We start from the raw sequence: 25,454 nt of genomic DNA, 5'->3' as shown, positions 1-25,454 counted from the left end.
GGCCTCATGAGCCAACTCGATCCCCTGGACCAGACCTGGATGCGGCGCGCCCTGGAGCTGGCGCGCGGCGTGCTGTACATCACTTCTCCCAACCCCCGTGTGGGATGCGTCATCGTGCGCGACGGGCAGGTGCTGGGCGAGGGCGCCACGCAGCCGCCGGGCGGTCCGCATGCCGAGATCGTCGCGCTGCGCGACGCCGCCGCGCGCGGCCACGCCGTGGCCGGCGCCACGTTCTACGTCACGCTGGAGCCTTGCAGCCATTTCGGCCGCACGCCGCCGTGCGCGGATGCCCTGGTGGCCGCGCAGCCGGCGCGCGTGGTGATCGCCATGAGCGATCCGAATCCCAAGGTCAACGGGCGCGGTATCGAACGCCTGTACAAGGCCGGCATCGTCGTGCACGTCGGCCTGTGCCAGCAGGAGGCGCTCGAACTGAATCCCGGTTTCGCCTCGCGCATGCAGCGCGGCACGCCCTGGACCTGGCTGAAACTGGCGGCGTCGCTGGACGGCCGCAGCGCGCTGCACAACGGCATGTCGCAGTGGATCACCGGCCCGCAGGCCCGCGCCGACGGCCATCACTGGCGCGCCCGCAGCTGCGTGGTGCTGACCGGCATGGGCACCGTGCTGGCCGACGATCCGCAACTGAACGTGCGAGAGGTGGCCACGCCCCGCCAGCCACGCAAGGCGGTGGTGGATGCGCGCTTCGCCCTGCCCGAGAACGCACGGCTGATCGACGGTACCGAGGTGCTGGTCTTCACCGCCCGGTTCGACGCGGCCAAGGCCGAACGGCTGGCGCGGCGCAACGTGCACACCATCCTGATGCCCTCCGATGCGCCGCAGCGCGTCGACCTGCCCGGCATGATGCGCTGGCTGGGCGAGCACGACGTCAACGAAGTGCACGTCGAGGCGGGCGCGGGCCTGTCGGGCGCGCTGCTGTCGGCGCATTGCGTCGACGAATTGCTGGTCTATCTGGCGCCCACGCTGCTGGGCGACGCGGCCGGCATGGTGCGCATGCCCATGATCGACCATCTGGACGCCGCGCGCCGCTTCGAATTCATCGATTTCACCCGCGTGGGCAGCGATGCGCGCCTGCGCGCCCGCGTGGCGGCAAGCTGGCAGTCCCTGGTGCATGGGCTGGCCGGCGAAACCCGCTAACTCCCGAATATCCCATCCAGGAAGGAACCCGATCATGTTCACCGGTCTTGTCGCGGCGGTAGGCCGCATTGTCAACGTCGAGCCGCTGCCTGGCGGCGAGCAGGCCGGTGTGCGGCTGGACATCGACGCGGCCAACCTAGACCTGGGCGACGTGGGCATCGGCGACTCGATCGCGGTGCAGGGCGCCTGCATGACGGTCATCGCCCTGCCGGCGCCGGGCCGTTTCCACGTCGACGTGTCGCAGGAAAGCCTGTCGCGCACCGTCGGGCTGCATGCGCCGGGCGAGGTCAATCTCGAGAAATCGTTGTGCGTCGGCGACCAGATCGGCGGGCATCTGGTGTCGGGCCATGTCGATGGACTGGGCACCGTGGTGCGTTTCGCGCCGGTGGGCGAATCTCGCGAGCTGGCGATCCGGGTGCCGCGCGACCTGGCCCGCTACCTGGCGTACAAGGGATCGGTCACCGTCAACGGCATCAGCCTGACCGTGAATCGCGTGGATGACGATGCACACGGCTGCGAGATCAGCATCAACATCATCCCGCACACGCAGGAAGTCACCACGCTGCGCAATGTCCAGGCAGGCGACAAGGTCAATATCGAGATCGACACCATCGCGCGTTACGTCGAGCGCATGTTGAATCTGCCCGCCGCGCAAAGCCGCTGATTCCACGAGTGACGCGGCGGCGCAATGCCGGCGCGTTTGCGATGCGGCCATGCATTTGCCAGGGCGCGCGTCATCGACGTCACGCGAAACCCTTTTTTCATCAGTGTTTTCCCGTGCTGATTTCACACGCCCGGATCCGGTGCGTGTCCCTCTTCGTAGGTACTCATAACGTGCATGCATGCATCGAATCGTGCATGCCGGAGGTGTTGGCACTCGTTGGTCTTGTGTGCTGATACGAAGGTTATTTGTGCAAAACCGGCCCTGAATTTACCCATTGCCGGAACTTGTTGACGAAGATGGGGGCCTAAGCGAATAAGGGTCTTCCTATCCCTTCTATTGTGTGTGGTGAAACAACCACGTCAACATCATGTGGTGTGTCCAATCGCAATAAGGACTGGCACCGCTCTTGCTTGAGGAACACAATGAAGGCAACCGACCTGATTTTTTGCCGTAGTTTTTGCCGCAGCTTTTTACCGCCGCGCAGTGCCAAGGCAAACCCCCATCCCGATGGGACAGCAAGCCGAAGGTGCAGCACGCGGATGGTTAGTTCAGTGCTTCGAAACCGTAGGAGGGGTTGGCCGTGCAAAGCATCCTCGAAGGCTTCAAATCGCAGTACGCCCGCGACCAGGAAACCGAGCTTTCTCTCGAAGAATATCTCGCCCTGGCAAAACGCGATCCCATGGCGTACGCCAGTCCGGCCGAACGCATGTTGTCGGCCATCGGCGAACCCGAGCTGGTAGACACGCGCAACGATCCGCGGCTGTCGCGTCTTTTCTCCAACCGCGTCATCCGCCGCTATCCCGCGTTCCGCGAGTTCTACGGCATGGAAGACGTCATCGACCAGATCGTGGCGTTCTTCAAGCACGCCGCGCAGGGATTGGAAGAGCGCAAGCAGATCCTGTACCTGCTGGGGCCCGTGGGCGGCGGCAAGTCGTCCATCGCCGAGCGGCTCAAGGTGCTGATGGAGGCCTATCCCATCTATGCGCTGAAGGGCTCGCCCGTCAACGAGTCGCCGCTGGGCCTGTTCCATCCCGAACGCTTCGGCGACACGCTGGAAGCCGAGTACGGCATTCCCCGGCGCTACCTCAGCGGCATCATGTCGCCGTGGGCCGTCAAGCGCCTGCGCGAGTTCGATGGCGACATCTCGCAATTCCGCGTGGTGCGCCTGAACCCGTCGGTGCTGCGCCAGGTGGCCATCGCCAAGACCGAGCCGGGCGACGAGAACAACCAGGATATCTCCTCGCTGGTCGGCAAGGTCGATATTCGCAAACTCGATCGCTTCTCGCAGGACGACCCGGACGCGTACAGCTACTCCGGCGGCCTGTGCCTGGCCAACCAGGGCCTGCTCGAGTTCGTGGAAATGTTCAAGGCGCCCATCAAGATGCTGCACCCGTTGCTGACGGCGACGCAGGAAGGCAACTTCAAGGGCACCGAGGGCTTCTCGGCCATTCCGTTCAACGGCAGCATCCTGGCCCACTCGAACGAATCCGAGTGGCAGACCTTCCGCAACAACAAGCACAACGAGGCCTTCCTCGACCGTATCTACATCGTCAAGGTGCCGTACTGCCTGCAGGTGTCTGAAGAGGTGCGCATCTACGACAAGCTGTTGCGCCACAGCTCGCTGTCCAAGGCCCCGTGCGCGCCTGGAACGCTGGAAATGATGGCCCAGTTCTCGGTGCTGACGCGCCTGAAAGAGCCGGAGAATTCCAGCATCTATTCCAAGATGCGGGTGTACGACGGCGAGACCCTGAAAGACGTCGATCCCAAGGCCAAGGCGCTGCAGGAGTACAAGGACTACGCCGGTACCGACGAAGGCATGACGGGGGTCTCCACGCGCTTCGCGTACAAGATCCTGTCCAGCGTCTTCAACCATGACCAGACCGAGGTGGCGGCCAACCCCGTGCACCTGATGTATGTGCTCGAGCAGCGCATCGCCCGCGAAGACTTCCCCGAGGAAACGCGGCGCCGCTATCTCGAGTTCATCAAGGGCTGGCTGGGGCCGCGCTACGCGGAGTTCATCGGCAAGGAGATCCAGACCGCCTATCTCGAGTCGTATTCCGAGTATGGCCAGAACATCTTCGACCGCTACGTCACGTTCGCCGACTGCTGGATCCAGGACGAAGAGTTCCGCGATCCCGAAACCGGCGAGAGCTTCGACCGCAGCGCGTTGAACGACGAACTGGAAAAGATCGAGAAACCGGCGGGTATCGCCAATCCCAAGGATTTCCGCAACGAGATCGTCAATTTCGTGCTGCGGGCGCGTGCCAACAACTCGGGCCGCAATCCCAACTGGACCAGCTACGAGAAGCTGCGTGAAGTGATCGAGAAGAAGATGTTCTCGAACACGGAAGACTTGCTGCCGGTCATTTCGTTCAACGCCAAGGCGTCGGCCGAAGACCGCAACAAGCACCAGAGCTTCGTCGACAGAATGGTGGAGAAGGGTTACACCGAGAAGCAGGTACGTCTGCTGTGCGAGTGGTACCTTCGGGTGAGGAAGTCTTCCTGAGGAGAGTGAATCATGAATTCGCTCATCGACAGGCGTTTGAATGGCCGCAACAAGAGTGCGGTGAACCGGGAACGGTTCCTGCGCCGCTACAAGGATCAGATTCGCAAGGCGGTCGGCGACATGATCAAGGAGCGGTCCATCGAGGACATGGATCGCGGGGGCGAGATCAACCTGCCCACGCGAGACATCTCCGAGCCGAGTTTCCGCCACGGGCAGGGGGGCGATCGCGAGATCGTGCACCCCGGCAACCGTGAGTTCACCCGCGGCGATACCTTCGATCGTCCGAATGGCGGCGGCGGGGGCGGGGGCGGCTCGGAACCCGGCGAAGGCGAGTCGGTGGATCAGTTCACCTTCAGCCTGTCGCGCGCCGAGTTTCTCAACCTGTTCTTCGAGGACCTCGAGCTGCCGCACCTGGTACGCACGCAGTTGGGCGACGTGTCGCAGAAGAAGTGGCAGCGTGCGGGCTATACCACCAGCGGCTCGCCCAGCCAACTCAGCATCAACCGCACGCTGCGCGCCTCGCTGTCGCGCCGCGTGGCGCTCAGCGTCAACGCGCGCAACGGGCTGGAAGAAGCCGACCAGAAGCTGCACGAGGCCGAGGCGCGCGAGGCGCCGGAAGATGAGCTGGAGCCCTTGCGCGCCGACGTGGCCGAATGGACGGCGCGCGTGGCCCGAGTGCCTTTCCTGGACGACATGGACCTGCGCTACCGCCATCGCGTGGCGGTCTCCACGCCCGTGGCGCGCGCGGTCATGTTCTGCCTGATGGACGTCTCCGGTTCGATGGACGAGGGCAAGAAGGATCTGGCCAAGCGCTTCTACACGCTGCTGTACCTGTTCCTGTCGCGCAAGTACGAGCACGTGGACGTGGTCTTCATCCGCCATACCGACAACGCGGAGGAAGTCGACGAGCACACGTTCTTCTACGACCCCAAGAGCGGTGGCACCATCGTGCTGTCGGCGCTGGAGCTGATGCGCGACATCATGAACGACCGCTATCCGCCCACGGCCTGGAACGTGTACGCGGCCCAGGCCAGCGACGGCGATTCGTTCGGCGCCGACGCGGGCAAGAGCGCGCGGTTCCTGTCCGAGCATCTGCTGCCGGGCGCGCGGTACTTCGCCTACATCGAAGTGCCCGACTCGGCCGAGGCCCGCAAGAGCAGCCTGTGGGCCGAGTACGAGCAGGAGACCTCGCCGCACTTCGCGATGCGCCGCATCTGCGACCGCAGCGAGATCTATCCGGTGTTTCATGACCTGTTCAAGAAGGAGGCGGTATGAACATGATCGTGGGGCCTGCAGGCGAGCGCGCGGCGCGGCCGATATCGGAGGGGTCCGAATGGACCTTCGACCTGATCCAGCGCTATGACGAAGTCATCTCCGAGACCGCCGCGGAGTATGGCCTGGATACCTATCCCAACCAGATCGAGATCATCACCTCCGAGCAGATGCTCGACGCCTATGCGTCGGCGGGCCTGCCGCTGGGCTATCCGCACTGGTCGTACGGCAAGGAGTTCATCCGCAACGAGCAGTACTACCGCACGGGCATGCAGGGGCTGGCGTACGAGATCGTCATCAACTCCAACCCCTGCATCTCGTACCTGATGGAAGAGAATTCCATGGCCATGCAGGCGCTGGTGATTGCGCATGCCTGCTACGGGCACAACTCGTTCTTCAAGAGCAACTACCTGTTTCGCCAGTGGACCGATGCCGACGGCGTGCTGGACTACCTGGTCTTCGCGCGCAAGTTCGTCATGGACTGCGAGGAACGCTACGGCATCGAGACGGTCGAGGCCATCCTGGACTCTTGCCATGCGCTCAGCCTGCACGGCGTCGACCGCTACAAGCGGCCCACCCCGCCGTCGTTCCGCGAGGAAGCGCAGCGCCAGGCCGAACGCGAAGAACACGCGCGCCTGCAGTACAACGACCTGTGGCGCACCGTGCCCAAGGCCGAGGCCGCGCAGGCCGAGGCGCGCCGCGAAAGCACTTTTCCGCCCGAGCCCGAAGAGAACCTGCTGTACTTCATCGAGAAGCACTCGCCCAGGCTCGAACCCTGGCAGCGCGAACTGGTGCGCATCGTGCGCAAGGTCGCCCAGTACTTCTATCCGCAAAGCCAGACCAAGGTGATGAACGAGGGCTGGGCCACGTTCTGGCACTACACGCTGCTGAACCGCCTGCACTACAAGGGCCTGGTCAACGATGGCTTCATGATGGAGGTGCTGCAAAGCCATACGGGGGTGGTCAGCCAGCGCGGCTTCGACCAGCGCGGCTACGGCGGCATCAATCCCTATGCGCTGGGTTATTCGATGATGACGGACATCCGCCGCATGTGCGAGGCGCCCACGCCGGAAGACCGCAAGTGGTTTCCGGACATCGCCGGCAGCGATTGGGGCAAGACGCTGGACTTCGCCATGCGCAACTTCAAGGACGAGTCGTTCATCTCGCAGTACCTGTCGCCGCGCCTGATCCGCGAGTTCCGCTTCTTCGCCATCGCCGACCATCAGGAGAACCCCAAGCTGGCCGTGGCGGCGATCCACGACGACGAGGGCTACCGCGACATCCGCCGCCTGCTGGCCGCGCAGCACAACCGTGACAACCAGGTGCCGGACATCCAGGTCGTGCGCTACAAGCGCGAATCCGACCGCTCGCTGGTGCTGCGGCACCAGCAGACGCGCGGGCGGCCGCTGGCGGCCGAGGACGCCGACCAGGTGATGAAGCACCTGGGCCGCCTGTGGGGCTTCCGGGTGCGCCTGGAGGAGACCTCGCCGGACGGCACGGTGCTGTCTTACCGGCAGATCGAGCCTTGAGGCGCTGAGAGGTTCCCGGTTTTCCCGGCATAAAGGAAACCTGCCCCTGGGGGTTGGACCCGAGGTCCACCTCCAGGGGCAGTTTCATTCAGCCTTGCAGGCCGGGCGCTGAGCAGCGGCTTGCTTACGCCGCCGGCAAGGCCTTGGGCGCCACCTTGCGCGGCGCGTGCGCGACACGCAGCGCCACCGCGTCGGGCCGCGGGATGGCCGTCAGGCTGTCCAGGCGGAATACCTGCATGGCTTGCGAGGTGTTCTGCGCCAACTGCTCCAGCGACATCGCCGACGAGGCCACCTGTTCCACCAGCGTCGCGTTCTGCTGCGTGATGCCGTCCAGTTGCGCCACCGCCGCGTTCACCTGCGAGATCCCGGCCAGTTGCTCGCGCGTGGCGTTGCTGATCTCGGCGATCAGGTCGTTCACCGACTGCACGCTGTCCAGCACGTCGCCCATCGTCTTGCGGGCCAGTTCGGTGCGCTCGTTGCCCTGCGCCACCTTGTCGGCCGATTCGTCGATCAGGTTGCGGATTTCCTTGGCGGCGTGGGCGCTGCGTTGCGCCAGCGCCCGCACCTCGGCCGCCACCACCGCGAAGCCTCGGCCCTGTTCGCCGGCCCGCGCGGCTTCCACCGCCGCGTTCAGCGCCAGGATGTTGGTCTGGAAGGCGATGCTGTCGATCAGTTGCGTGATCTCGCTGATACTGCGCGACGACTTCAGGATGTCCTGCATCGTCAGGCTGACCTGCTCGACGGCCTCGGCGCCGCGTTGGGCCACCTGGCTGGTCTGCGCCGACAACTGGCCGGCCTTCTGGGCCGACTCGGCCGCCTGGCCGACCGTGCCCGTGATCTGCTCCATCGAGGCCGCGGTCTGCTGCACATTGCTGGCCTGCGCCTCTGTGCGGCCGGACAGATCCAGGTTGCCACGCGCGATCTCGGCGGTGCCGGCCGCGATGTCCTGGCTCTGGTCGCGGGCATCGCGCACGATGGAGTGCACGTTCACGCTGAGCTGCGCCAGCGCGGTCTGCAGTTCGCCCAGTTCGTCGCCCCGGTCGCGCTCCAGCGTCTGCGTCAGGTCGCCGGCGGCCAGGCGGTTGGCCGCCTGCACCACTTCGTCCAGCGGTTGCGTGAGCCCGCGGGCCAGCCAGCGCCAGGCGAACCCCAGCAGGATGAGGCGCAGCGCCCAGGCCGCGCAGATCATCAGCGTGGTGTCGGTGGGCATGAAGCGGTCGATGGCCGTGAACGCGGCCACCATCAGCACCAGCCCGGTCATGCTCTTGCCGGCCAGCCCCATGCGCGTCCACTCGGCCAGGCGGCCGGACAGCGTGCGCTTGACCAGCCGGCCGCGCGACAGGGTGTGCCGGCGGCGGCCCGCCTCGCGTTCTTCGCGCATCGTGGCGTAGAGCGCCTCGGCGTCCTCGATTTCTTCACGCGTGGCCTGCGTGCGCACCGACATGTAGCCCACCGGCACGCCGTTTTCCACCAGCGGGGTGGCATTGGCCATCACCCAGTAGTAGTCGCCGTTCTTGCGGCGGTTTTTCACCGGCGCCGACCAGGGGCGTCCCGACGAGATCGTGGCCCACATGTCGCGGAACGCCTCTTCCGGCATGTCCGGGTGGCGGATCACGTTGTGCGGCTGGCCCAGCAGTTCGTCTTTCGAGAAGCCGCTGACGTCCACGAACGCGGGGTTGCAGTACAGGATGCGGCCCTTGGTGTCGGTCGTGGAAACCAGGGTATGGCCAGTGGGAAAGGGGTATTCCCGCTGGGTGACGGGTAGGTTGATGCGCATTGTCTTCCGTTGACCTTATGGTGCTCGCAGCACGCCCTTCGGCCTGGGCAGCCGCTTTCGGGCCGCTTGTCCGCGGGACGCGAGGCCTAGTTCTCGTTTTGCGAAGATTGTAGGAATGGCGTACTCGCAATGTTTGATATTGCTCATTTTTCTGTAACTTGGACGGGCAGAGTACCGCGGGTTACGTCCCCCTCTTTGGGTGATTGACAGGTTTCTGTCAGTGCGTGGCAGGGGGGTATGTTGCAAATCCGCATTGCCCTGTCCGGTCTTGGTCTGATTCGGCGCCGTTTGGGGCGGTTCGGCGCTGGGCCCGTGTTCCGATGTCTGACGGAATCCGTTGCGTACCGGCTGGCCGCGGATTCCTCTCCTGGCCCAAGGAACACCCATGATCGATTTCGACGTCCTGTGCAACGACCGGCCGCACTATGGCAACGGGCCGCACGCGCATGCCGAGGGCATGCTGAGGCGCGGCAGTTTCCCCAGGCCTCCGGCTACCCTGAAGATGCCGCCACCGGCATTGCCGCGACGGCCTTGTTCGGCGCGCTGAGGCATGACGGGATCGACATTCCTGCCGCAGAAACCGTGCACGTGCTGCAGGGGTGTGCAATAGGGCGATTGTCGGCCTGTGCGTGACGCAGGACGAGGCGCAGGCCGGGCCGCGAGCGGCGTCTTGAGTGGGTTGTGCCGGCGCGACATCCACGGGGGCGTCAGGAGATCTGCAATGGCTCGCTGGAAATGATGGGCGAAAACCTGCTAGAATCGCGGATTGCCGATTTTTGCTGCGCGGGGGCGTTTGTGCCCATCGAGACGGCAAGGGCAGGCAGCCCAAATTAGGACAGGTGGCCGAGCGGTTGAAGGCGCACGCCTGGAAAGCGTGTATACGTCAAAAGCGTATCGGGGGTTCGAATCCCCCTCTGTCCGCCAAGAATTTGCATCAGATTGCCCCACGATGCCTCGAAACCCGCATGAACAAACGTTCTGCGGGTTTTTGTTTGCCTCACGTTGCCCCACGTTGCCCCCGTGCAGCCCACCTGATTTGCTGGTAATTTTGCTGGTAAATCTCACGGCCGCCGGCTTGCGGTCTGTTTTTACCAGCAACGGGAGTGGCAAGACATGGGCGCACTGGCCAAATTGACCGATATCCAGATCCGCAAGGCCACTGCGGCGGACAAGCAGCGCAAGCTGTCCGATGGCGGGGGCCTGGTGTTGGTCGTGCGGCCCGATGGCGCCAAGTACTGGCAATTCAATTACCGCTACCACGGCAAGCAGCAAACGCTGTCCCTGGGCGTCTATCCCGCCGTCAGCGCACGCGAGGCACGGGAGCGACACCAAGCCGCGCGCGCCCAACTGGCCCAAGGCGAAAACCCGACCGCTACGAAGCGCCTGGTCAAGCTCATCCAGGCAGAGGAAGCGGGCAACGACTTCGAGGGTGTGGCGCGCGAACTGTGGAAAGCAAAGCTGCGCGCCGGCCGCAGCGCCGGCTACGTCGAAGCGATCATCGAGAAGCTGGAAAAGGACGTGTTTCCCTGGATCGGTACGCGGCCCGTGGCCCAAGTCCAGGCACCGGAGATCCTGGCGATCCTCAATCGCGTCGAGTCGCGGGCGCCAGAGACCGCCCGGCGCCTACGTGGCTTCATCGGCCAGGTGTTCCGCTACGCCATCGGTAAGGGACGTGCCACAAACGACCCCACAGCAGCCTTGAAGGGTGCGGTGTTGACGCCGAAGGCCGGCCACTTCGCCGCCATCACGTCGCCCGAGCGCTTCGGCGAACTGGTGCTCGCGCTCGGCGGTTATGAGCGCGGGGAGATGGTCACGCGCTGCCTGTTGCAGTTATCGCCGCTGGTGTTTCAGCGCCCGTCCGAGCTGCGCGAGGCCCGATGGGAAGAAATGGATCTGAAGGGCCGGGAGTGGGGCGCGCCCATGTGGCAAATCTCCGCTGACCGCGCCGGCGCGCAGGGCGATACCAAGATCACGCGCACGGGCTGGCAAAGCCACCTGGTGCCGTTATCGCGCCAAGCTGTTTCGATCCTTGAGGCCCTGCGCCCGCTCACGGGGCACACGCCCTGGGTATTCAAATCGTCGCGCGTCACCGGGGCCCCTCTTTCAGATGGGGCGGTGCGCCTGGCGCTGCGCCGCCTGGGTTTCCACGGGGAGATGACCGCCCACGGATTCCGCGCCTCGGCACGCACGCTCGCGGCGGAAAGGCTGGACGTGGATGAGCGCGTCCTTGAGCTGCAAATCAGCCACAAGGTGGCAGACGCGCTGGGCCGGGCCTACAACCGGACGGCCTTCATCGCGGCCCGAATCGCCTTCATGCAGCAGTGGGCGGACTACCTGGACCAGCTACGAGCCGAAGCGCGGCAGCGCTCTCGCCGGGAGGGGTAGCAAAAACACCGTGGGACCGTGGGAAACCGTGGGACGCGTCGTCGTCCCCTTGTTTTTCAAGGACTTACGTTTTCTGATCTGTCCCCGAGTCCCACGGTTTCGCCGATTTTGCCGCGCGAAACCGTGGATACAAGTTATCCCCAATATTACAGACCGTGGGACCCTCCGCATTCCCTTTTCACCGCTTTCTTTTCTTCTTTCTTCTTGTTTTTAAAGGGAAAAAGAGAAAGAGAAGGGGGCCGGCCGGCAGAAACGGTCCCACGGTGGATAAGTCGAAACCGTGGGACCTTGAGGGGTAAACCGTGGGACTTTCAGGGGCAAGTGATTGGGGAATTCTGCTCAAGCATCAATGACTTAGGTTATTTGTATCAAGTGTATCCACGGTTATTTTCTTACCTGCGCCCGGGTCCAGCGGCGTTTCGGCTGCAAATCGGGCAAATTATCGCTTGACGCCGCGCGGCCGCTGTGATCCACGGGACACGTCCGCAGGGCAATGTTGATATACGAGTAGGGTTATTCCGCAAGAGAAAAGCCCGCGTCGGCGGGCTGTCTCGGATGCTGGCCAGCGGCTACTGCGGATGCGGCAATTCGCCAGGAACGAAGGGCGTGGCGTACAGGCCCAGCTGTTCGAGCTTGGCCAACCTGATGGCCGTCAGGCGCGCGGTGCGCTGGCCACGGATGATCCGGTCGGCGTCCTCCACCAGCTTGCCGTTGATGGTGGCCACCACGCCGGACTGCAGCAGCTGCTGCTTGAATATCCGCCCGGTTTTGACCGGCAGCGCATCGAACTTGGCGCGCAGGTGCGAGGCGGTGGACAGGTGGTCCATTACGTGGTTCGGCCGCAGGTACAGCAGGGTTTCGTCGCCGGCATCGGTCTGCACCTTGTCCCACGTGTACGGGTAGTCGTAGCGCCTGGCCTCGATCTCGGACAGCAGGATTTCCATGATCCAGACCCACGGCAGGCGCGTGCCGTTGGTCTCGGCGATATGCACGTTCATCTCAGTCAGCAGATCCTCGATGAAACCGCCCTGGCCGACGTCGATGCCGGCGAAGCGGCACAACAGGTCCCACGCGGCCAGCAGCGCCGCGTAGTTCTCCTTCATGCGATTGGCGGTGGCGTCCTTCGCATCAGCGCGGCCGCGCGCCTGGCACATGGCCAGATACCTGGCGTGCAACTCGCGGATCTCGGCCGGCGGCTGCGCGGCGATGAACCGCAGCCAATCCCACACGGGGAACTGCGGCAGGTCATGCGGCAGCATCGGCCCCTGCTTGGCCACGGACAGCGACGTGCGCACGATTTTCGACTGAAGGCTTTCAACGTCGACCTCCTCGCCGGCCAGCAGCACTGGCGCGCACATCAGATAGGGCGTCAGCGCGGCGCCCACGCGCGTGAACTCGAACCGATAGGTGGACTGCAGCAGGCCGTCGATGTCCGACAGCACCTGCTTGGGCAGCTTCGAGAACTCGTCCCAGCCCACCGGGTGGGTGGTGTAGGACACCGATGCACGCCGGCGGTGGTCGGTCTTGAGCATTTGGCCAGACAGCACCTGAAACGCCAGCGAAGCCTGCATGCTTTCCAGCAGCTTCGACTTGCCGGAGCCCTTCTCGGCCTGCATCTGCAGGTGCGGGTAGAAGCCCAGGATGGCCTTCAGGTGCGCGCCGAGCGCCCACACCACGCCGATGGCCGCCGCGTTGTCCTGGAACGTTTCCTGATAGGCCTGGATGACGCGGGCGGCGTCGGCCTGGGGGCCGCGGGGAAAGCTCATGTTGTAGTACAGGCATTGCTTCTGCGGCTCCACGAAATAGCAGTCGTTGCCCTCCAGCGCCGCCAGCTCGCCGGCGCGCCAGGCCAGCCCCACGAAGTTCACCACGTCGCGCGCGCCCAGGTGCGCGGTGCGCTCCAGCACGTTGACCATGCGCGCGAATTCGCCAGGCTTCCAGATGTGGCCGAACTTGCCGCGCCACCATTCGAGGTTGTACAGGCGGTCATCGTTGACGACTTCGCGCTGCAGGACAGCGCCATGCCGCGGCACCTGGGCGCTGACGCCGAAAACCGTTTCGGGCTGCGTGTCGGCGCCGCCGTTGATGGTGGCCAGGTGGCTCTGGATGCGCAGCCGCGAGAAGCCGGCCACGCGGAAGCTGCACAGGTCGCCCAGGGTCTCCGAGCGCGTGGAATCGCCGTCGTCGTCGGCGTCATCCTTGAATTTTTCGACGTACTGCGTGAAATCGTCTTTCACGCGATACCGCCAGTAGACGCCGAAGTCATGGCCAGGCAGGAACACGCGGCGCGTGCCGTCCATCCGGCCGCCGCCGGGCATGCCGGGAATCAGCCAGCTTTCCAGCACACGCAGACGCTTGCCCAGCTCCTGCGCGCCGTGCTGCTTCAGCACGTCGTTGATGTCTTCGCCTTCGTCCCAATCCTGCATGTCGATGAACATCGAACCCACGTCCTGCGCCGTGAGGATTTCGGACAGTTGCCAGGCCGCGGCCAATCCCGGTCGCTGGCCGGTGCGCGGGTTCACGGGGTCGTTGTGATCGAGGCCGATCAGCACGCGCTTGCCGCGCAGGAATGACCAGTCGATGTGCGGCACGTTGGCCGTGCCGCGTATGGCCAGCGAAGCCGTGCCCTCCGGCAGCGCGGCCGTCTCGACGGACAGGGCGTTGATCGGGCTTTCTGTGATGATGACGGTATGCGCCTTGCGCAGCGCCCTGGGGTCGCTGCACCAGTAATACCCGAGCTTTTCGCCTTGGCATTGAGTTTTGATGCCGCCATTCAGGTCCGCATCTTCGTAGCGCAGGTCCACGGCGACGACACCAGTGGTCTGCGGATTCCGGACGATGAACGCGGCCGCCGGCCCGCCGTGGCCGGGGGTAGCCGGCGGCACCTTTGTGCTGCGCCATACGTTCCAGCCGACTGCGCGATTGCGGATGGCGCGCTCGATGACGGCGGGCGCGATGCCTCGGCCGGTCAGATACCTGGCCGCCGGCGCGGGGTCCGCCATGGATCGGTCTGCGATGAACTCGGCTTGCGTCTTTTCCGCGCGCTGAGGGCGGCCCTGCCCGTCCGGCGCGGGTGGGGCGATGCCATACCACCGCCCGAGCAGTTTTGCGGCCTCCAGCGGCGTCTGGGCCTGCGCTGGCATGCAGTACTGAACCAGGTCAATGCAACTGCCGCCATCGTCCGACGACCAGTCCTTCCAGCCTCGGCCCTCATCGAATATCGACAGCGAGGCGTTCTTGTCTTTGTGGTGCGGGCTGTGATAGTTGCCGCGCTGTCCATTGCGCTGCAGGCCCAGGCGTTCGGCCAGGTCGTGCAGGTCGATGTCGTTTTTCAGGCGAGAGAACCACGCCGCCATGGCCGGGTTGTGCTTCATTGCGTACATATCAATCCGTGGGCTTGCTGTTGGCGCGGTAGGTGCTGGGCGATTCGATCCAGGCCAGGACATCGCTGCCGCGATACCGGCTGCATCGCTTGCCTAACTGTACGGGAGCGGGCGCAGTGCCGGCCTTGATGTAGCGGCGCCAGGTCTCGCGGCCGACACGCACAAAGGGCGCGATGTCCGTCCACGAATACAGGGCGTCCCTGGAGAGCGCTGCTGGCGGCTGACGCCGTGATGCTTGTCGCGTCATGCTGCCTTCCTCATCAGCAGTTCCTGCGGCGCATTAGCCGTTATGAGTGCGACCGCCGGCGGTGGACTAACGCTGTTGCCGACCATGTGTACCTGCTGGGATTTCGTGAATACCCGGCCGTCGTGGCCGTGGGTGATGATGTAGTCGCGGGGAAATCCCTGCAGGTCGTACAGCTCGGCCGGCGTGAGCATGCGCAGTCGGATGTCCACGATGACGTAGGGCGTGCCCTGGATGTGGACGGTGACTAGCGCCAGGCGGTCGCGGGTGGTGAGTGTGCTGGCGGGCTCGCGCAGATCGCCCCACTGGCCGCCCTCGCCGTAATAGCGCATCAGGAACGCGGCCACGCGCAGCGCGCCGGCCTCGTCCTCGGGCGCCAGGTCGTATTCGACCAGGCCGTACCGTGCAGCGCCGGCCAGGATGGTCTGCGCGGGTTCACGCGGGTCGGAGCCCGTGACGTTCTGGCTCATGGCGGTCAGGTGCGTCGCTACGAGGCCGTGGTGCTGGCCGCCTGCCGAGATGCCCGCCACGGGTTCATCTCCGGCAGTGCCCGTGCTGTGCTGGCGCAGGGTGGTCACGTGGGCCGTTATCAGTTGCTGCTGGCTGCCGGTGTTGGTGATGGTCGAAGCGGCCCGGCGCAGATCATGTGCGGGTGTGGCGTTGTATCCGCCATTCGCCTGCACCATGAACGCGGTGGCTGCCGAGAATCCGCCATTGCTGGCGGTCAGTGTGCCGACCGGGTGTGCTGGGTCGTTGCAGCCATAGGACCAGCGGCGTGCGCCGGGCTTGCCCTCGCCGTGCCCGGCCTGCACCAGGTAGCCGGACGCCAGCGCGTGCTTGATCCCGCCTGCGGTGACGGTGCCCAGCGGCTGCTGCAGATCCAGCGACCTGGGCGCTTGGCCCTCGCGCTCGCCGTAGCCGGCCTGCACCAGCACGGGCGCGATGATGGCGCTGTCGCCCTTGCGCGTGATGGTGTAGTGCGATTCGCTCGCGGGCCTGGGCTCGCTCTGGCCAGCACGTCCGCCGACGCCAGCCAGCACCGGCGCGACAACTGCATGCGCGCCGCCGCGAGGCTTCGCCGTGATCGTGCTGATTGGCTGCTGGGTAGAATGCGACCCATCCCGGCTCCAGTTGGCGATGGGCACGATGAACGGATCCGCGCTGCCCAGCACGTAGCGCTGCGTGCCACGTGCGATCCGACGCAGGGTGGCGTCCGCCAGGTCCTTCTTGCGGCCGAAGATCGAATTACCCTCGATGCTCCAGTCGATGCCATCGGCGGCCGGGCGCCAGCCGCGCTGGCCCTTGGCCGGCTTCTTGTGGTGCGTGGCCTGCGGCCAAACGATAGGCAAGCCGTCACGGCGGGCCATCATGAAAAGGCGCGTGCGCGTGGTGCCGGCGCCGTAGTCGGCCGCATTCAGTTCTTGCCATTCCACGACGTAGCCCTGGCCGCGCAGGATTGCCACCAGCCGCAGCCAGTGCTTGCCCTGGTGCTTGGGGTCGGGGATCAGGAACTGCTCCTGTACAGGCACGCGCTCACCGGGTGCAGCCACGCTGCCGTCGAGCCTGACGACCCGACCGGTTGCCTTGTCGCGTTTGGCGATCAGTCGGCCCCACTTCAGGATCTGGACCACATTCTCCAGGCTGATGATGTCGGGCTGCACGGTGCCGCCCCAGTAGACAGCCACCCAGGCCAGCGCCCGGATGTTCTTGCGGCGAGGCTGGCCGCCCTTGGCCTGGCTGTGGTCGGTGCAGTCCGGCGACAGGTGCAGCCAGCCTACCGGCAGGCCGCCCGTCGCGCGGCGGGGGCAGACCTCCCACACGTCGGCGATGTGGTGCTTCGCCTGCGGGTGGTTGACCTCGTGCATGCTCAGCGCATCGGGATTGTGGTTGATAGCGATGTGCACGTGCTGGCCGGTGGCCTGTTCATAGGCGGTGGACCAGCCACCGCCGCCGGCGAAGATGTCCACGACGAGCTTGGACTCGATGGCCAGGGTGAGTTGAGGGCTCAGCACTTTCGTTCCCCTAGGTCGGTTGCGCCCTTCCCGGCGCGGCGGCCCTCTATCGTTTTGTCGATGGACACGGCGTGCGCAATGTGCCGGGCGTAGGTGGCCACCGCGCGCCAATAGGCGGCCATCGGGCCTTTACGCCGACGCCAGGCCGTTTCTGCTTCGGTGTTCGCCTGGTCGCGCAGTTCTCGCATAACCGCCTCGATGCGCTGGCGCTCGGCCGTGGGCAGCTTCAACAGAGCCCGGCCAGCGGGCAGTCGCAACAGCGGATTGATGTAGCCCATCATCCCTCCCGCCCGTTGTACGTGGCGGCGCGCGCGACCGGGACTTCATGCTCGATTACATGGCCTACGGGTGCGTGCGGACGCTCGTCCGCAATGGCAATGATCTGCCGCAGCGCATCCGCAGACGCGATGAGGCGTTCGCCGGCATCGCCGGCGACTACGGCGAGCTTCTGGCGTTCGGAGATCGCGGCAACGCATCGCTGCAAGAAGGCTTCCGTGTCGGCCGTCAGCGTGCCCTTGCGAACCGCCAGGATGAGGTAGTCGGAGATGTTGTCCAGGGGCGGCAAAGCAATGCCGCGGTCATCGAGTTGTTTCCCGATGGCGGCCAGGCGCTCGGTCTCGGTCGCCGGCACGGGCAAGATGTCCTGTCCGTGATGCCACAGCATCATGCAGTAGTTGGCCACGTCGCGCGGGTCGCCTTTATCGACGTGTTCACGCAGCATGTGGGACAAGATAGCCGGCGGGCAGTCTTCCCAGCCGGAGCGGCCTTTGGCGCGGGCCTGGGCCAGCTTCTTTTTCATCGCGGCGGCGAACAGGTCAACCGCTATATCGTCGGCGTGCACCGCATTGGCTGGTGGAGTAGGGGTAGTCATGGTCATTCGTCCAAGTCGCCCGCGCTCGCGCGCTTCACGTCGCGGCGCGGCGGGTTGTCGGGTGTGTTGGTGATACGGGTCGATACGGGGCGGGCCGGCTCGGGCGGCGGTGCGACCGGCGGCGGCCGGTAGTCGTTCGGGCGGGGCTGGTCAGCGGCCAGCGCCTCGGCGGTCAGTTCCAGGCAGCGGGCCAGCAGCGGGGAGCGCAGCGCCTCGGCGAGCGTGCCGCGCAAGCGCGCTACGTCGTAGGCCCGGGCAAGCTGCGCCGGCGTGGCGGGGCGTGGGCGGGTCTTCATGGCAATCAGCACGGCCGCACACTGCGCAGCGTGACGGCGTAGCTGGGATCGTCGGCGTACTGCCACACGGGAATGCGCATGCGCACGGCCAGCGCGTGGTCCTGGGCAGCGGCGGGCGACTTCCGCCAGCCCGGCAGCAGCACGATGGCATCGCAGGTCACCAGGTGCCGGGGCTGCACCAGCGCGCAATCGGGCAGGGGCGCGGGGCTCACCACATCGAAGCCCTGGGCCTGCAGGCGCGCCGCGGCATCACGGAACGCTGGCAAGTTGGCGGCAGGCAAGCCGAGCATGGGGCCGGTCAGGTAGAGCTTCATGCGGCCTCCAGCATGTCCCGTTCGCGCATCGCACGGCGCGCGGCGACGTGCAACTGGCACGCGCCCTCCAGCATGTCGGCGGCCAGGTCGGAATCGCCGTCTGCGGCCCCGTGGAATGGGCTGTCCGTGGTCTCGTAATGGGCGATCAGGAGTCGTTCCAGCAGGCCATTGAGGGCGATCAACTGGTGGTCGTACATATGGGCCTCGACCCGGGCCATGATGGGGATAGCAGGCATGTTGCGTTTCTCCAGGCAACAGTTGTCCGCAGCGCACGCTGGGCGTGTGCTGATGAGATTGCTTCGTTGGTTTAGGGGCGGCTAGGGGACGGCCTTGGTGGCAGGGGCTGCGACAGGGACAAGCGTGCCGAAATCGTCTACGACGGCCGCGCGCTCCGGGTAGTCGAAGAACTTGGCAGCGGGGCCGAACAGAAATGAATGCCAGAGCCCAGGGGCACGGACGATGCTGTCGCTATGGCGGACGGATATCGCGTCGTCATGCACCATCAGCAGGCCCCTATCGCCGTTGTCGTAGACGACGGTACTCATGCTGCCACCGCAGCGGCTTCGGCCTGGCGCAGCAATGCGAGCACTTCGGCGGCGGATATGGCGCGCGTGGTGCCCGATGCCCGGTCGTTCACGAACAGGCAGTAGGTGGTGCTGCGGTCGATGTCGAAAGCGACACTGCTGCGGTGGCTGGCCAGCTCGGCGATGGCCTGGGCGGCGTAGGTCTCGGCGGTGCGCTGCGAGCAGCGGCAGATGGCCATCAGGTGATTGGCGCAGCGCGAAAGCAGGTGGTTGTCGCGCACGCTGGGGATGACGGCACCGTTGTCCAGTTCCAGGCGCAGGAACTGGTGGGCCTGGTCGCTGAGGAAGTCGCGGCCGAAGTCGGGCGCGGCAATCGGGCAGGCCATGGTGTTGCTGGCGGTGGCCGATGCAGCGGATGTCTGGACCGAGAACGGGAATGCGCTGCGGGGCGCGTGGTTAAGCATGGTCGGCATGGTCGAGGCTCATTTGCTGTTGACGGGGGTCGGCTTTTGCCGCTGCCGCGCGGCGGATGTTCTCGCTGTGTGGCGAGATCGGCAGTTCGATGCCGGGCCGCGGCATTGCGGACGGCGTGATGGTCATGACCGCTTCGATGTGCGCCTTCCACGTGTGGCCACAGTTCAGCTCACGGCATTGGAAATACACGATGCGCAGCGTGGCGGACACGCGTTCACTGGAGCGGACGGTTGCCCAGGTCTCGCAGTGGGGGCAGTTCATGCCTAAGACGTTCATTCCGGGTTCCTGCTGTCCTGGGGCTTTGACGGATAGATATCGCCCAGGGTGATGCGCCGGCGCTGCTGCTTGCCCAAGTCGATCAGCTTCTTTGCCACTTCGCCCGGTACGGTCTGCCTTCCGGTTTCGTAGTGGGAGATGTTGCCTTGTGACTGGCCCAGAGCGCGCGCCAGCTCCGCCTGGGTGAGGCCGAGCTTCTGTCGGATGCGTTTGATCGGGTTCATGGAACCAAATAATAGACGGTGTATTACTCTCGGTCAATTATTAGTGTATTTCGTGAACTATTAGACGGTGTAATAAAGTCACAGCATGCCAGCCAAACCGCTATCCGCCGAACAACTGCAAGACGCCGCGCGCCTGAAGGCGATCTTTAACGCGCGAAAGGGCGCGCTTGGCCTGACGCAAGAGACACTGGCCGAACACATGGGCTACGCGAATCAGAGTGCTGTAAGTGGCTACTTCAATGGCAAATCACCTCTGCACATTGACGCCGCCATTCAGTTCGCGTCGTGGCTGGGCTGTAGGGTCGGAGACTTCAGCCCTACTCTCCAGGCCAAGATTGACGCGATAGCGGTGCACCGTTCTGACAAGCCGCCAGCAGCGGCTGTAAAGCCAGAGCGGGCTTCGGACTGGCCTTTCTCGGTGGCTCGTACCGACTACGACGCGCTGCCCAAGGGAGAAAAAAAGCGGCTGGATATCCTGGTGCGCAGCTTCATCGAAAGCCTGGGGATAGAGTCAAAACGACGACGCGCCGCTGCCTGATCCTGAAGGTGAAGAACCGGAGCCCGCGCGCTCCGGCCCCTCGTTTATCGCTGATGGCAACGTGCTGTATTTGCAGCGGCGCGGCAAGGCCTGCAGCGCGTGTAACCAATAGGGTCGAAAGATTTCTTACGGTGTCTCGCCTTCGCTATCCGAATCGCGCAGCTCTGCCGCCTCGGCCGTCTCGCCCTCTATGCGCGTGGTTAGCCCGCTGTCGTCCAGGCGGTGCGTGAGCTGTTTCATCAGCCACACGTAGCCGCCCAGCGGCGCCTTCAGCTCGGGCACGTGCAGCTTGCCCTGCACGGATAGGTCAGGCCGGCCGCGTGCCAGCTCCATTTCAAACGTGGCCACGCCGCGCTGTATCCGTTCCCATTCGGCTTGCGCCGCCGCCAGCGCGTCCGCTTCGCTGCCGTACAGCGTGCGCAGGCGCTTGGCGTTGCCGATGACACCGAACAGTACGCGCTGGCGGCGGTTCTGGCCCGCGCGCTTGTCCTGCCAGAATGCGCTGACGCCGGTGTATGCATCCCGGTCGGCGACGTGGAACCGCACGCGGTCGCCATCAATCAGGCGCAGTGTGGTGGTGGGCGTGGCCTGGCCGCTGGCGGTCTCGCCGCGCGCGATGGGCACGAACAGCAGGCGGCCGTCCTTCACCGTGGCAACCGTGTCGTATCGCTTGCCGATGCGGTTCAGAAACGCCGCGTCCGATTCATTGGTCTGGTCGATGTGCGGGACCTTCATGGCCTTGATGTTCTCGCCCACGACGGCCTGCAGCCCGTGGTCGGCGGCCACGCTGGCGACGATATCGCCGATGGTCTTGCCGTGAAAACTGCGTTCATTGCGCACGCGCAGCGCAGACTTCAGATCGGCGCTGCGCGCGCGGATCGTGATGCGGGTCGGCGCGGTGGTGTATTCCACCTCGTCCACCGTGAACGCGCCTTTGTCAACCATGCCGGCGCCGGACCATCCGAGCCGCACGCGGATGACGACGCCGCGCGCAGGGATCGCTACGGCGCCGTCGTGGTCGCTCACCTCGATGTCGAGCTGGTCGGCCTGGTCGCTTCGGCACTCGGTCAGCGTCAGGTGCATCAGCCTGGGCGCGATGCGGCCGGTGATGTCGCGCCCGTCGAGGGTGACACTCCATAGGGGTTCCGGATAGGCGGTGAGCGCGTCGAACGCCATGGCTACAGGCTCCAGTCGAGCACGGAACCATCCATGTGCCCGATGGGCAACTGCAGATCGTCCAGCAAGCTGCGCGCCTCGGCATCGCTGACGCATGTCAGGGAGATGGTGAATTCCGTGCGCTGCGGCATGCCGTTGACGTAGTGCAGCGATTCGGATTCCTTCAGGTCCGTGATGACGTAGGCGCCGTATACCCTGCCCATGCCGGACACCAGCACATAGGCTCGGCCAGTGTCCGCCATGCGGCGCAGCAGCGTGAGCGAGCCGCCGGAGCCGGCAACGTCGGGTATCAGACGGCCGGCCAGGCTGATAGTGTCCTGGCCTTTGCCGATGAACTGGTAGGCGGGCATGGCGCCTACGCGGGAGTTTGACGGGTGGCGCCACTCGGTGGAACGCTCCAGCGTCTCGTAGGCCAGCGTCGGCAGGCCGAACACGAACATGCCCAGGGCCATCATCATGGCGGGATCTCCTAATCGTTGTCGCGCAGCGTGGAACGCACGCGGGCGGATTTCTCTATGTCGCGCTGGCGCAGCGCGTCCTGCACGGCGCGGGCGATGTCCTGGGGGTTACCGCCCTGGACGGTCAGATGCAGGGTGATGGTGTCGCCCTGGATCGTGATCGAGGGCGCGGCGGGTGGGACTGCACGCACCGGCTGCCGCGTGTCGAAGCGCGGCGCCCCGGTGTCGGGCTGGCCGATGGCCGGCGATGGCCCGCCCAGGGCGCCAGAGGCGGCCAGGGCTGCCGGAACGGGGGTGGGGGTAGCTCCCATCGTCACCGACATTGCGAGCGCCTGAGCGGCCTGTATGGCGGCCGGCTGGCGGCGGGCAATGCCGACTGCGGCGCCCTCGGACACGTACCCGCCCATCTCCATCATGACGCGTGACGGCGAGCGGATGCCGAGCTTGTCTTTGAACCAGGTCACCACCTCGCCGCCCATGTTGCTGATGGTCGCCTGTACAGCGCCGGCCATGTTGGTCACGCCGTTTATCAGGCCCTGCATCAGCATCCCGCCCAGCTCGCTGAACCGCGCTGGCATGTCGATGCCGAGCGCTGACAGGGCCGACGTGAACGCCTGGTAGAGCACGCCCAGGGGCGACCAGTTGGCCAACGCGGCGGTGATCGAGCCGATGCCGCCGGCGGCGGCAGTCGAGATACTGGCCCAGGTATCGGCGATGAAGCCGGCCACGGCGCGCCAGGCGGCCGACAGCGCGGTCAGTGGGCTCCATCCCTGCAGCAGCGCGCCGATGCCATCCAGCGCGGCGCGGATGCCCGCCCAAATGCCGGCCCACAGATCCGCGTAGAAGCGGGCCAGGCCGCGCCACGCCGCGCCCAGCATGGCCAGCGGGTCGGAACTGGCCAGCAGCGACCGTATCCAGCCCATGGCCGCGTCGAAGGCGGCGCGCACGCGCTGCCATAGCGCGCCGAAAAACGCGGTGATCGGTCCCCAGTAGGTGTAGATGAGGTACGCGGCGCCGGCGATGGCGGCAACCCCCAGCAGAATGGGGTTGGCCAGCATCGCGCGGCCCATCCACATAGCAGCGGTGCCGACAGCGCGCAACGCCGTGCCGAGCATGCCCAGGGCGCGGCCAGCCACCGGCACGCGCACGCCCACCGCGGTCAGCAGGAACCGACTGAACGCCAGCGGACCCAGCACCGCGCCGATGGCCAGCGCCAGGGTGCCGAACACGGTGGCCAGCGCCGCCACGCCGGCCACGACCAGCACGGCGGCACGGGCGACGGCGGGGTTCTCGCGGACCCACGCGCCCACGCCGGATGCCACGTCGCCCAGGGCGTTGAGCAGGTCCTTCAGTTGCGGGGCGACGGTGGCGCCCACCTCGGCCAGCGCGTTGGTGAACGAGCCCTGCGCGGCCTCGGCCACGTTCTGCAGCGTGTTGAGCTGTTCATTGACGCGCGTCTGCAGGTCGGCCTGGTTGTTCATCTTGCCGACGACTTCCTGATAGCCGGCCATGCCCTTTGACATGAGCGTGGCCACGACCTGCAGGGTTTCGGCATCGTCGCCGAACAGCTTCTTGAGCACCGTGGTGCGCTGCATGCTGTTCAACTGGTTGAGCTTGTCGAGCTGTGCGAAAAGGTTGTCCAGTCCGCCGAACTCGCCCTTGCCGTCGCTGAAGTCCAGGGAAAAGCCTTTGCCGGCCGCCTTCAGCGCGTCGTTCGCATCGCTCAGCTTCTTGGTGTCCAGGCCCGACTGGAACACCTTGCGCAGGGCGTTGCCGGCGCTCTCGCCGGCCATGCCGGTCTGATCCATCATGACCAGCAGCGGGGCGAGCATCTTGCTGGCCTCCAGGCCTTCTTTCTTGATGATGCCCAGCACCGGCGACAGCTTGGTGAAGCCCTGCAGCATGTTGCCCGAATCGACGCCGATATAGAACGTGCGCTGGATGACGTCCATCAGCCCCATCATGTCGGCTTCGGTCGTGCGCGTGGCGTCCTGCATCTTGGCCGCGAATTCGGCCGCGGCGGTGGCGGGCATTTTCAACTGCACGCCCAGGTAGGCGGTGGCTTCGCCCAGGCCGCCCAGGATGCTGGCCGACGACATGCCCTGGCGGCGCAGCATCGTCATCATGTTCTGGAAGTCGGCCGTGGTGCCCGGCAGGCGGTCGCCCAGGCGCGTGGCCAGGTCGGCGATGCGCTGGAAATCCTCGCCCACGGTGCCGCCCGCGCCCATTAGCGATACGCGCAACTGTGTTGCGGCGTCTTCGGCCGGCGCGAACGCGTTCACGATGGCTTTCAGCGGCTGGGCCAGCGTGAAGCCGGCGCCCAGGCCGCCGGCGCCGGCCGCTGCCGCGCCCATGGCGACGTTGCGCCCACGGTCCAGCGCCTGGCGGGCGCGTGCCATGCGTTCCTGCTGCATCGCGGTGGCCTTCAGGCGCGCTGTCTGCCTGTCCAACGCCTGGTTGGTCGTGGCGATGCTCTGGCGCAGCTCCCGTTCGTGCTGCACCAGGTTGGCGGTGGAAATGCCGGCGCCGGACAGGCTGGACCGCAGGCGCTGCAACTCGATGGCCTGCCCGCCGGCCTGCGCCTTGAGCTGTTGCGCCGCGCGGACTGCGCCGTTGAATTCGCGCTGCATGTCGCGAGTCGGGGCTTCGACGGCCCGCATCTGCTGAGCCAGCGCGGCAACGCGCTGCTGTGCGGCCGCGAGCTGCGTACGGGTGGACTGCAGGTCGCGCGTCAAGTCGCCGAAGCGGCCAACGTCGCGTTGGGCTGCGGACAGAGCCTTGAGCTTATCGCGCAGCTCGGCGACCCCGCGCGCCGCCGGGCCGGCGCTGCCGCGTACCTTGTTGAGCGGCCCGGACAGCCGGTCCTGCATGGCCGCGATCACGCGCAACTGCATCGTCTTGTCCATGCGGGGTCACTCCGGTTGCGAGCGCACGCGGGCGCGCTCGCGCCAGGCGGCCAGTTCGTCGGGATACATGGCTTCCATCGCCGCCGGCGTCCAGTGAAAGATCGTGGCGATGTCCGCCATGGCCTCGTCTACGTCGTTTGGAAGCTGGCGCGTTGGGCCTTCGGGATAAAAAAACTGGCGACCTCGGCGCCCACGGACATCAGATCGGCCGGGTCCAGCGCGGCGATTTCGGCGGGCGTCAGGATCGGATCGCAGATGCGCGGCAGGACGATCTGCAGGGCGGCCACGTCGATCTGCGCCAGCGCCACCAGCGTGACGCCGCGCAAGGCGCCGGTATTGGGCTTGCGGATCGTCAGCGTAGCGATGTCCTGGCCGTTGCGCTGAATCGGTTCGTCCAGCGTGACGGTGCGGAGGTTCGGGTTGTTGGCCGGGATGGCCGCCGTGGTTTCGGTGGGGGTACTCATGGATAGGGC

General features: G+C 65.7%; 26 protein-coding genes and 1 tRNA gene. 9 read left to right on the top strand and 18 right to left on the bottom strand.

The window, feature by feature from the left end; genetic code table 11:
- Positions 1-6: 6 nt before the first annotated feature.
- The 5 genes from ribD to A7W11_RS19050 all read left to right on the top strand — a co-directional run bounded on the left by ribD (position 7) and on the right by A7W11_RS19050 (position 7,123).
- A complete protein-coding gene (gene ribD, locus A7W11_RS19070) occupies positions 7-1,152 on the top strand; it encodes a bifunctional diaminohydroxyphosphoribosylaminopyrimidine deaminase/5-amino-6-(5-phosphoribosylamino)uracil reductase RibD (protein WP_066417242.1) in 1,146 nt (381 codons plus the stop codon).
- 34 nt (positions 1,153-1,186) lie between these two features.
- Positions 1,187-1,816 carry a riboflavin synthase gene (locus A7W11_RS19065; RefSeq protein ID WP_066417241.1) on the top strand — a complete coding sequence of 210 codons (630 nt, stop codon included), beginning with the start codon at positions 1,187-1,189 and terminating at the stop codon, positions 1,814-1,816.
- 589 nt (positions 1,817-2,405) lie between these two features.
- Positions 2,406-4,322 carry a PrkA family serine protein kinase gene (locus A7W11_RS19060; protein ID WP_412778744.1) on the top strand — a complete coding sequence of 639 codons (1,917 nt, stop codon included), beginning with the start codon at positions 2,406-2,408 and terminating at the stop codon, positions 4,320-4,322.
- Positions 4,323-4,334: 12 nt separating this feature from the next.
- Positions 4,335-5,597 (top strand): YeaH/YhbH family protein, encoded by a 1,263-nt coding sequence (locus A7W11_RS19055; RefSeq protein ID WP_066417237.1) that lies wholly within the window; start codon positions 4,335-4,337, stop codon positions 5,595-5,597.
- Positions 5,594-7,123 (top strand): SpoVR family protein, encoded by a 1,530-nt coding sequence (locus A7W11_RS19050; RefSeq protein WP_066417235.1) that lies wholly within the window; start codon positions 5,594-5,596, stop codon positions 7,121-7,123. Before A7W11_RS19055 ends, A7W11_RS19050 begins: the two co-directional genes overlap by 4 nt.
- 124 nt (positions 7,124-7,247) lie before the next feature.
- Here A7W11_RS19050 and A7W11_RS19045 read toward each other — a convergent pair whose 3' ends face one another.
- The gene (locus tag A7W11_RS19045; RefSeq protein WP_066417234.1) at positions 7,248-8,900 is read right to left on the bottom strand and encodes a methyl-accepting chemotaxis protein; all 1,653 of its coding nucleotides are present in this window, start codon (positions 8,898-8,900) and stop codon (positions 7,248-7,250) included.
- Positions 8,901-9,285: 385 nt separating this feature from the next.
- On the opposite strand from A7W11_RS19045, the gene A7W11_RS29165 reads away from it, so the two are divergent.
- The 3 genes from A7W11_RS29165 to A7W11_RS19035 all read left to right on the top strand — a co-directional run bounded on the left by A7W11_RS29165 (position 9,286) and on the right by A7W11_RS19035 (position 11,285).
- Complete coding sequence (locus A7W11_RS29165; RefSeq protein WP_156523164.1) at positions 9,286-9,447, top strand: hypothetical protein; 162 nt, start codon at positions 9,286-9,288, stop codon at positions 9,445-9,447.
- A 286-nt stretch (positions 9,448-9,733) separates the two neighbouring features.
- Positions 9,734-9,824 (top strand) — tRNA-Ser (locus A7W11_RS19040).
- Positions 9,825-10,013: 189 nt separating this feature from the next.
- Positions 10,014-11,285 carry a tyrosine-type recombinase/integrase gene (locus tag A7W11_RS19035; protein ID WP_066417231.1) on the top strand — a complete coding sequence of 424 codons (1,272 nt, stop codon included), beginning with the start codon at positions 10,014-10,016 and terminating at the stop codon, positions 11,283-11,285.
- Positions 11,286-11,854: 569 nt separating this feature from the next.
- Here the strand turns inward: A7W11_RS19035 and A7W11_RS19030 are convergent.
- The 12 genes from A7W11_RS19030 to A7W11_RS18975 all read right to left on the bottom strand — a co-directional run bounded on the left by A7W11_RS19030 (position 11,855) and on the right by A7W11_RS18975 (position 19,903).
- Positions 11,855-14,659 carry a toprim domain-containing protein gene (locus A7W11_RS19030; protein WP_235816922.1) on the bottom strand — a complete coding sequence of 935 codons (2,805 nt, stop codon included), beginning with the start codon at positions 14,657-14,659 and terminating at the stop codon, positions 11,855-11,857.
- Positions 14,660-14,669: 10 nt separating this feature from the next.
- The gene (locus tag A7W11_RS28090) at positions 14,670-14,915 is read right to left on the bottom strand and encodes a helix-turn-helix transcriptional regulator (RefSeq protein ID WP_156523163.1); all 246 of its coding nucleotides are present in this window, start codon (positions 14,913-14,915) and stop codon (positions 14,670-14,672) included.
- A complete protein-coding gene (locus tag A7W11_RS19020; RefSeq protein ID WP_066417228.1) occupies positions 14,912-16,924 on the bottom strand; it encodes a DNA cytosine methyltransferase in 2,013 nt (670 codons plus the stop codon). Before A7W11_RS19020 ends, A7W11_RS28090 begins: the two co-directional genes overlap by 4 nt.
- A complete protein-coding gene (locus A7W11_RS19015) occupies positions 16,918-17,205 on the bottom strand; it encodes a hypothetical protein (RefSeq protein ID WP_235816921.1) in 288 nt (95 codons plus the stop codon). Before A7W11_RS19015 ends, A7W11_RS19020 begins: the two co-directional genes overlap by 7 nt.
- Positions 17,202-17,795 (bottom strand): hypothetical protein, encoded by a 594-nt coding sequence (locus A7W11_RS28830; protein WP_235816920.1) that lies wholly within the window; start codon positions 17,793-17,795, stop codon positions 17,202-17,204. The genes A7W11_RS19015 and A7W11_RS28830 overlap by 4 nt, the downstream gene beginning before the upstream one ends.
- Positions 17,796-17,797: 2 nt before the next feature.
- A complete protein-coding gene (locus A7W11_RS19005) occupies positions 17,798-18,103 on the bottom strand; it encodes a hypothetical protein (RefSeq protein WP_156523162.1) in 306 nt (101 codons plus the stop codon).
- Positions 18,097-18,405, bottom strand: coding sequence for a DUF4406 domain-containing protein (locus A7W11_RS19000; RefSeq protein WP_066417219.1), 309 nt, complete (start codon positions 18,403-18,405; stop codon positions 18,097-18,099). The genes A7W11_RS19005 and A7W11_RS19000 overlap by 7 nt, the downstream gene beginning before the upstream one ends.
- Positions 18,402-18,641, bottom strand: coding sequence for a hypothetical protein (locus A7W11_RS18995; RefSeq protein WP_066417217.1), 240 nt, complete (start codon positions 18,639-18,641; stop codon positions 18,402-18,404). Before A7W11_RS18995 ends, A7W11_RS19000 begins: the two co-directional genes overlap by 4 nt.
- An 81-nt stretch (positions 18,642-18,722) precedes the next feature.
- Positions 18,723-18,950: a hypothetical protein gene (locus tag A7W11_RS18990; protein ID WP_066417215.1), complete on the bottom strand. Its 228-nt coding sequence runs from the start codon at positions 18,948-18,950 to the stop codon at positions 18,723-18,725.
- On the bottom strand, positions 18,947-19,402 hold the full coding sequence (locus A7W11_RS18985; protein ID WP_066417212.1) for a hypothetical protein: 456 nt from the start codon (positions 19,400-19,402) through the stop codon (positions 18,947-18,949). Before A7W11_RS18985 ends, A7W11_RS18990 begins: the two co-directional genes overlap by 4 nt.
- The gene (locus A7W11_RS18980; protein ID WP_066417210.1) at positions 19,386-19,679 is read right to left on the bottom strand and encodes an Ogr/Delta-like zinc finger protein; all 294 of its coding nucleotides are present in this window, start codon (positions 19,677-19,679) and stop codon (positions 19,386-19,388) included. Before A7W11_RS18980 ends, A7W11_RS18985 begins: the two co-directional genes overlap by 17 nt.
- Positions 19,676-19,903, bottom strand: a complete 228-nt coding sequence (locus tag A7W11_RS18975; protein WP_066417198.1) for a helix-turn-helix domain-containing protein — start codon at positions 19,901-19,903, stop codon at positions 19,676-19,678. The genes A7W11_RS18980 and A7W11_RS18975 overlap by 4 nt, the downstream gene beginning before the upstream one ends.
- 85 nt (positions 19,904-19,988) lie before the next feature.
- On the opposite strand from A7W11_RS18975, the gene A7W11_RS18970 reads away from it, so the two are divergent.
- Complete coding sequence (locus A7W11_RS18970; RefSeq protein WP_066417194.1) at positions 19,989-20,441, top strand: helix-turn-helix domain-containing protein; 453 nt, start codon at positions 19,989-19,991, stop codon at positions 20,439-20,441.
- Positions 20,442-20,567: 126 nt separating this feature from the next.
- Here the strand turns inward: A7W11_RS18970 and A7W11_RS18965 are convergent, their stop codons facing one another.
- Genes A7W11_RS18965 through A7W11_RS18945 form a run of 5 tightly spaced genes read right to left on the bottom strand, consistent with a single transcriptional unit; the run spans position 20,568 to position 25,445 of the window.
- Entirely contained in the window at positions 20,568-21,617 is a 1,050-nt protein-coding gene (locus A7W11_RS18965) for a contractile injection system protein, VgrG/Pvc8 family (RefSeq protein ID WP_066417189.1), read from the bottom strand.
- 2 nt (positions 21,618-21,619) lie between these two features.
- Positions 21,620-22,075: a phage tail protein gene (locus A7W11_RS18960; RefSeq protein ID WP_066417185.1), complete on the bottom strand. Its 456-nt coding sequence runs from the start codon at positions 22,073-22,075 to the stop codon at positions 21,620-21,622.
- Positions 22,076-22,086: 11 nt separating this feature from the next.
- On the bottom strand, positions 22,087-24,981 hold the full coding sequence (locus A7W11_RS18955) for a phage tail tape measure protein (RefSeq protein WP_066417182.1): 2,895 nt from the start codon (positions 24,979-24,981) through the stop codon (positions 22,087-22,089).
- Positions 24,982-24,987: 6 nt separating this feature from the next.
- Positions 24,988-25,101, bottom strand: a complete 114-nt coding sequence (locus A7W11_RS18950; protein WP_066417177.1) for a GpE family phage tail protein — start codon at positions 25,099-25,101, stop codon at positions 24,988-24,990.
- An 8-nt stretch (positions 25,102-25,109) separates the two neighbouring features.
- Positions 25,110-25,445, bottom strand: a complete 336-nt coding sequence (locus A7W11_RS18945; RefSeq protein WP_066417174.1) for a phage tail assembly protein — start codon at positions 25,443-25,445, stop codon at positions 25,110-25,112.
- Positions 25,446-25,454 lie beyond the last annotated feature (9 nt).

The organism is Bordetella ansorpii, from assembly GCF_900078315.1.
GTDB classification, from domain to species: Bacteria; Pseudomonadota; Gammaproteobacteria; order Burkholderiales; family Burkholderiaceae_B; genus Bordetella; species Bordetella ansorpii.
The sequence above is the reverse complement of the archived record's forward strand: the minus strand, read 5'-3'. Positions and strand labels throughout refer to the sequence as shown.

Coding starts and splice junctions, on each gene's coding strand:
- A7W11_RS18960 (WP_066417185.1), bottom strand. CDS start 22,075: ATGATGATGGCCCTGGGCATGTTCGTGTTCGGCCTGCCGACGCTGGCC.
- A7W11_RS18995 (WP_066417217.1), bottom strand. CDS start 18,641: ATGCCTGCTATCCCCATCATGGCCCGGGTCGAGGCCCATATGTACGAC.
- A7W11_RS19000 (WP_066417219.1), bottom strand. CDS start 18,405: ATGAAGCTCTACCTGACCGGCCCCATGCTCGGCTTGCCTGCCGCCAAC.
- A7W11_RS18990 (WP_066417215.1), bottom strand. CDS start 18,950: ATGAGTACCGTCGTCTACGACAACGGCGATAGGGGCCTGCTGATGGTG.
- A7W11_RS19030 (WP_235816922.1), bottom strand. CDS start 14,659: ATGAAGCACAACCCGGCCATGGCGGCGTGGTTCTCTCGCCTGAAAAAC.
- A7W11_RS19035 (WP_066417231.1), top strand. CDS start 10,014: ATGGGCGCACTGGCCAAATTGACCGATATCCAGATCCGCAAGGCCACT.
- A7W11_RS18985 (WP_066417212.1), bottom strand. CDS start 19,402: ATGCCGACCATGCTTAACCACGCGCCCCGCAGCGCATTCCCGTTCTCG.
- A7W11_RS18965 (WP_066417189.1), bottom strand. CDS start 21,617: ATGGCGTTCGACGCGCTCACCGCCTATCCGGAACCCCTATGGAGTGTC.
- A7W11_RS18970 (WP_066417194.1), top strand. CDS start 19,989: ATGCCAGCCAAACCGCTATCCGCCGAACAACTGCAAGACGCCGCGCGC.
- A7W11_RS18945 (WP_066417174.1), bottom strand. CDS start 25,445: ATGAGTACCCCCACCGAAACCACGGCGGCCATCCCGGCCAACAACCCG.
- A7W11_RS28090 (WP_156523163.1), bottom strand. CDS start 14,915: ATGACGCGACAAGCATCACGGCGTCAGCCGCCAGCAGCGCTCTCCAGG.
- A7W11_RS28830 (WP_235816920.1), bottom strand. CDS start 17,795: ATGACTACCCCTACTCCACCAGCCAATGCGGTGCACGCCGACGATATA.
- A7W11_RS29165 (WP_156523164.1), top strand. CDS start 9,286: ATGATCGATTTCGACGTCCTGTGCAACGACCGGCCGCACTATGGCAAC.
- A7W11_RS19045 (WP_066417234.1), bottom strand. CDS start 8,900: ATGCGCATCAACCTACCCGTCACCCAGCGGGAATACCCCTTTCCCACT.
- A7W11_RS19055 (WP_066417237.1), top strand. CDS start 4,335: ATGAATTCGCTCATCGACAGGCGTTTGAATGGCCGCAACAAGAGTGCG.
- A7W11_RS18980 (WP_066417210.1), bottom strand. CDS start 19,679: ATGAACGTCTTAGGCATGAACTGCCCCCACTGCGAGACCTGGGCAACC.
- A7W11_RS18975 (WP_066417198.1), bottom strand. CDS start 19,903: ATGAACCCGATCAAACGCATCCGACAGAAGCTCGGCCTCACCCAGGCG.
- ribD (WP_066417242.1), top strand. CDS start 7: ATGAGCCAACTCGATCCCCTGGACCAGACCTGGATGCGGCGCGCCCTG.
- A7W11_RS19065 (WP_066417241.1), top strand. CDS start 1,187: ATGTTCACCGGTCTTGTCGCGGCGGTAGGCCGCATTGTCAACGTCGAG.
- A7W11_RS19015 (WP_235816921.1), bottom strand. CDS start 17,205: ATGATGGGCTACATCAATCCGCTGTTGCGACTGCCCGCTGGCCGGGCT.
- A7W11_RS18950 (WP_066417177.1), bottom strand. CDS start 25,101: ATGGCGGACATCGCCACGATCTTTCACTGGACGCCGGCGGCGATGGAA.
- A7W11_RS18955 (WP_066417182.1), bottom strand. CDS start 24,981: ATGGACAAGACGATGCAGTTGCGCGTGATCGCGGCCATGCAGGACCGG.
- A7W11_RS19050 (WP_066417235.1), top strand. CDS start 5,594: ATGAACATGATCGTGGGGCCTGCAGGCGAGCGCGCGGCGCGGCCGATA.